4 protein-coding genes are annotated in these 5338 nt (G+C 38.0%); all 4 read right to left on the bottom strand.

What is annotated here, in order from left to right; genetic code table 11:
* Window positions 1-208 precede the first annotated feature (208 nt).
* Complete coding sequence (locus tag ACH2CJ_RS07110; protein ID WP_394991619.1) at window positions 209-601, bottom strand: alpha/beta hydrolase family esterase; 393 nt, start codon at window positions 599-601, stop codon at window positions 209-211.
* Window positions 602-667: 66 nt separating this feature from the next.
* Window positions 668-2107 carry a sulfatase gene (locus ACH2CJ_RS07115; RefSeq protein ID WP_394991621.1) on the bottom strand — a complete coding sequence of 480 codons (1440 nt, stop codon included), beginning with the start codon at window positions 2105-2107 and terminating at the stop codon, window positions 668-670.
* Window positions 2108-2145: 38 nt separating this feature from the next.
* Window positions 2146-4122 (bottom strand): S9 family peptidase, encoded by a 1977-nt coding sequence (locus ACH2CJ_RS07120; RefSeq protein ID WP_394991623.1) that lies wholly within the window; start codon window positions 4120-4122, stop codon window positions 2146-2148.
* Between the two features lie 111 nt (window positions 4123-4233).
* A partial coding sequence (locus ACH2CJ_RS07125; protein WP_394991625.1) for an aldehyde dehydrogenase family protein occupies window positions 4234-5338 on the bottom strand: 1105 nt, incomplete at its 5' end.

Raw genomic sequence — 5338 nt, forward strand, 5'->3', positions numbered from 1 at the left:
TTTGAAAGCATAGCACCGCTACGGTTGAAAAATTTGCTCAATTTGTAGCCGAAAAGATGGTGTTTTTCGACTTAAAATACTTTCGCAGGAAGTCTAATAAATATTTTCAAATCTTCAAATTAATTAAAACTGTTTGAAGAAATCAAAAATCAAATCATTTGCCTTAATTACAGTTGAAGGTTTATCAGCAGCTACACGACTTTTAACACTACAAATGTACATCATCAATGTTTTTTTCAACGGCATAGTCGCAACATGTTCCTGCGTTCCAAGTTCTTGCTCTCAGGATTCCATCACTTTGAACGCCATCGGGATAAACTATTGCAAAGTTTTCGGCATTCGCTTTTTCTGTCAAATTATAATCTGTTTCGCATTGTTTCCCACTTCCTCCACCGCCATGTAAAGCAATTACCAAAGATAAATTACTGTTTTCGTAGTAATTTGGCGGCAAATTGAGCGTATAAGTTCTATTTAGTCCATCAACGGTTATTGTTTTTTCATACCTGAAAATAGCTTGAGTTTCCAATTTATCTCGAAATTGGCAGCAAAACAATGTTAGTAAAATTGGTAGAATGAAGGATAATTTCAACGTTTTTTTCATGCTAAAATTCGTAGTTTTAAGCTGTTTGATTGAAAATCACGAACATGGTTTAAACAAAAAACAAACTTATTCCACCAAGCCACTTGCTCTCACATTTTTGCCATTTCTTTCTGTCAAATCATCACCGAGGTCTTCACGTGCTTCTTCTGCTATTTTTTGAAGTTGGGCTACGATTTCAGGATAAATGCTTTGTACATCATATTGTTCAGATGGGTCACGGCGGAGGTCATAAAGTGCCATGGGTATAAGTATATCTTCGGGAGCTTTGCCTGCAAAACCGTCATTTCCGGGTAACTGATTCATATAAGACCGACCTTTATGAGCAAAAACCAATTTCCAATTCCCCATTCTTACTGCCTCTAAAGCATTTTTTCGGTAATAATAATAGAATGTTTTACGTGGACTTTCTTCAATATTTCCTTTAATCAATGACAAAATATCTACGCCATCAATCTTATGGTTAGGCATTTCTGTCCCGCAAATGCGTGCAATTGTCGGAAAAATATCAATGGTTGAGCTAAGTTGATTACAAACCAAGCCTTCTGGCGTTGTTCCTTTCCATCTTACAATACAAGGTACTCGCTGTCCACCTTCATAGCTTGTGCCTTTTCCTTCACGAAAACCTCCCGACGAACCTGCATGGTTGCCAAAATTTAACCACGGCCCATTATCGCTTGTAAAAATGATTAATGTGTTTTTATCTAAGCCATTTTCTTTTAAAGTTTTCAATACTTCTCCTACCGACCAATCAATTTCCATCATCAAATCAGCATAAAGTCCTTGCTTACTTTTGCCTTTAAATTTATCAGAAACAGCAATCGGAACATGGGGCATTGAATGAGGTAAGTATAAGAAAAATGGATTTTTTTTATTTCTTTTGATAAAATCTACTGCTTTTTCGGTATAAAGTGTGGTAAGTTTGGCTTGGTCACCAAGCGTTTTTATTTCCTCTTTTTTATCGTTATTTTGAATCAATGGTAAAACTGGATAAATGTATTTATTTTGATTAGGTTGTGCAGGTGTTCCATCAAAATTTACTGGCCACATATCGTTAGAATAAGGCAATCCTACATATTCATCGAAGCCATGTTGGAGTGGCAAAAACTGCTTTTGATACCCCAAATGCCATTTGCCAAAAATACCAGTTGCATAGCCTTTTTGTTTGAGCATTTCAGCAATTGTTGTTTCACTGCTATTGATACCATTTTTGCTAAACGGCATCAAAGCTCCTGAAATTCCGATGCGATTAGGGTAACAACCTGTCATTAAAGCAGCCCTCGATGCACTACAAACTGCTTGTGCTGCCAAAAAATTAGTAAATCTGATGCCTTCTGCTGCCATTCTATCAATGTTGGGTGTTCGGTAATTGACCGCTCCATAACAACTCAAATCGCCATAACCCATATCATCCATAAAAATTAAAATGATATTGGGTAATTGTTCTTTTTTAGGACTACTGCTTTGCAAAATCACAAGAGCTAAGAGGCAAAAGATGAGTTTTTTCATTGATAAAATGGTTGAGTTGAATAAAAAGGTAATTAAGCTTATTTCTTCAAATACTTATTAAACCAAGCAATATACCGCTCAAAACGGTCTTTTTGAAAACTCGGATTGGTAATTCCGTGAAATTGACCTGGATAAATAATCAACTCTGTCGGAGTTCCCAATGAGCGAAGTGCTTGATACATTTGCTCACTTCCTGGCGATGGAACATTGAAATCGCTTTCACCAACCATAAATTGTGTAGGCGTTTTGATGCGGTCTGCTTTTAAGAATGGATAGGAAAGTGCCACGTATTTATCGAAGTTTTTCCAAGGTGAGCCTAATTCGTTGTCGTATTGCAAAATATATTGGTCAACGCCATAAAGCGAAGAAATCAGTGCCACACCCGCACCACTCGAAGCGGCTTTGAAACGGGTATCTGATGCGATGGTATAATCAGTTAAAATTCCACCATAACTCCAACCGCCAATGCCCAATTTTTCGGGGTCGGCAATGCCATTTTGAACAAGATAATCGGTTGCCCCCAAAATATCTAATACTTCCTTATTTCCCCAATCGGCTGAAATAATCTTACAAAAATCCAAACCACGACCATTTGAACCACGGTAATTGACTGCCGCTACGGCATAACCAGCCGCAGCTAACATTTGACGAGACATGTCAAAACTAAATTCATCCTGAGCAACTGGCCCACCATGAATGAACATAATCGTTGGTAATTTCGCACCTTTTACAACGTTAGCAGGTTTGTATAAAATATTGGAAACGCTCTCTCCATCTTTACTTTTTGAGCTGAAACCTTCAACAGTCGCCAATGATAACGGAGCAAGGAATGTTTCTTGGTGTTTTGTCAATCGACGAGTGTTCGCACCTTCTACAACATAAATTTCGGTTGGCGTTTGTGGGTCAGACATCGTTGTCAATAAATTACCCGAAGGGTGTTTTTCAATAGTATTAAAACTTTTGTTTCCTCCCAAAATTTTCGTCATTTTTCCATCAGTAACGGCAAATTGGGCAATATATCGAGTACGGTCATCTGTTACTAAAGCATTGATTGATGTGCCATCTTTTGTCCAACGAGGTGTGCTAACTGGTCTGTCTAATGATTTAGTTAAGAGCTTAGGTTCGCCACCATCTTTCGATATTACACACAAAATCGACTGGTCGTACATGATATAGTTTTCGGAAGAAGTGGTGCGTAGATAAGCAATTTGTTTGCCGTCGGGACTCCATTCTGCTGCAAAATCTCTGCCTGTCCAAGTCGTTATTTGCTTTATCGTAGAATTGGGCTTAGCATCAATTAACCAAATATCAGTATTGGCATTGCGGTCTGGGTCTTCGGTACGATTGCTCAAAAAGGCGATTTGTGTACCATCTGGTGACCATTTTGGTGAAGTTTCGTCATAAATTCCTTTAGTAAGTGTATCAATTTTTTTCGTGGTAATATCAAACAAATACAAGTGAACAGGCTTTTTTGTTAAATAACCCTCAACATCTTGCTTAAATTGATAACGGTCAAGAACGATGGGTTTTGGCGTTTTAACTTTTGAAGTATCGGCTGAAGTTTTAATGACCAAAGCTATTTTTTTGCCATCGGGCGACCAAACGTAGTCGGTCAAATCACCTTTTTTCAAATCAGTCAATTGTTTGGCTTCACCGCCACGTCTATCCATGATCCAAATTTGACTTCCTGTCAAACCACCTCTTGCAGAAATAAATGATAAATATTCCCCATCAGGACTCCATCGAGCTTGCGATTCACCATCTGGACTATGAGTCAGTTGAACGGATTCTTTTCCGTCCCAAGAGTTCATCCAAATATCGGCATTTCGTTTGTTTTTAACAGAATCAACACTTGAAAGCGTATAAGACACCCAATTGCCATCAGGCGAAATTTGAGGGTCGCTCAAACTTTGTAATCGATAAACATCAGAAGGTTTTAATTGTCTTTTTGCAGGAATTTGGGCAAAAATACTCGTAGTTGATACCAATAAGAGTAATATTAAAGTTTTTTTCATGTTTAGGGTATAATTGTTTGTTGAGAAATTAGAATATTAAGACACAAATAGAAAAGCTTTAATGGTCAAAAAGAGTGAAATATTCGTAAATCGTACCTCATAATTGGTAAATCACCCTCTCAAATGCCAAGCTTTGGGCTTCACAAATGCCCGAATACCTGCGTGTGAAAGTGTAGCTCCAAAACCTGAGTTTTTGCGTCCATTCCAAGGCAAAGGGGCAGAAACACGGTCGCAACAATTCCAATAACCACTTCCTGCATCGACTTGTTTCAATATTTTCTCTGCTCGTTTTTTGTCGGCAGTATAAACGGCAGCTGTTAAGCCATACTCAGTATCTTGCATCAATTTAGTAGCCTCTTTGTCGTCTTTTACTTTCATAATACCAATAATTGGCCCGAAAGATTCTTCAAGCATCACATCCATTTTGTGCGTAACATTGGTCAGAACTGTTGGCTCGAAGAAATAGCCATCGCCTTCAATTGATTTTCCTCCGCTTAATAAAGTTGCTCCTTTTTTAACAGCATCTTGTACCTGTTTTTCAAGATAATCTAACTGCGATTTTCGACTCAAAGCACCAATATAAATGCCATCAGCAGTTGGTTGACCAATTTTATACGATTTTACTTCTTTTACAAATTCATCCACATAACGGTCATATACTTTTTCGTGAACGTAGATTCGCTCTACGGCACAGCAACTTTGTCCGTTATTATAGAAAGCTCCGTCGGCAGTTCCTGCGGCAACTGCTTGAATATCAGCCACATCGTCGGCTACATAAAGTGGGTCTTTTCCGCCTAATTCGAGTTGGCAAGGAACCATTTTAGGAGCAACTTTCTCGTAAATATACAAGCCAGTTCGGTAAGAACCTGTGAAGAAATAACCATCTAAAGGCATTTTTAGTAATTGTTCACCGACTTCTTTTGCACCAACTGCTACGGCAAAAACATCGTCAGGAACGCCTGCTTCTTTCAAATATTTTTCAATTTTTAAACCCGTCAATGTCGAAAACTCGGAAGGTTTGTAGAAAACAGCATTTCCTCCAATCAGAGCAGGAATAAAAACATTCACGCCAACTAAAAATGGATAATTCCACGCTGAAATATTGCAAACAACACCCAATGGTTCGTAAGAAATTCGTTCGGTTAAACCTTCTTGGCGAGTTACGATTTCATCTTTGAGATATTTTTGTGAATTTTCTACGAAATATTTAATACGC

This window comes from Emticicia sp. (genome assembly GCF_043780375.1).
Lineage (GTDB): Bacteria > Bacteroidota > Bacteroidia > Cytophagales > Spirosomataceae > Emticicia.

What these genes read in the sequence shown, in the direction of transcription:
- ACH2CJ_RS07115 (WP_394991621.1), bottom strand. Translation starts at nt 2,107, where the DNA reads ATGAAAAAACTCATCTTTTGCCTCTTAGCTCTTGTGATTTTGCAAAGC.
- ACH2CJ_RS07110 (WP_394991619.1), bottom strand. Translation starts at nt 601, where the DNA reads ATGAAAAAAACGTTGAAATTATCCTTCATTCTACCAATTTTACTAACA.
- ACH2CJ_RS07120 (WP_394991623.1), bottom strand. Translation starts at nt 4,122, where the DNA reads ATGAAAAAAACTTTAATATTACTCTTATTGGTATCAACTACGAGTATT.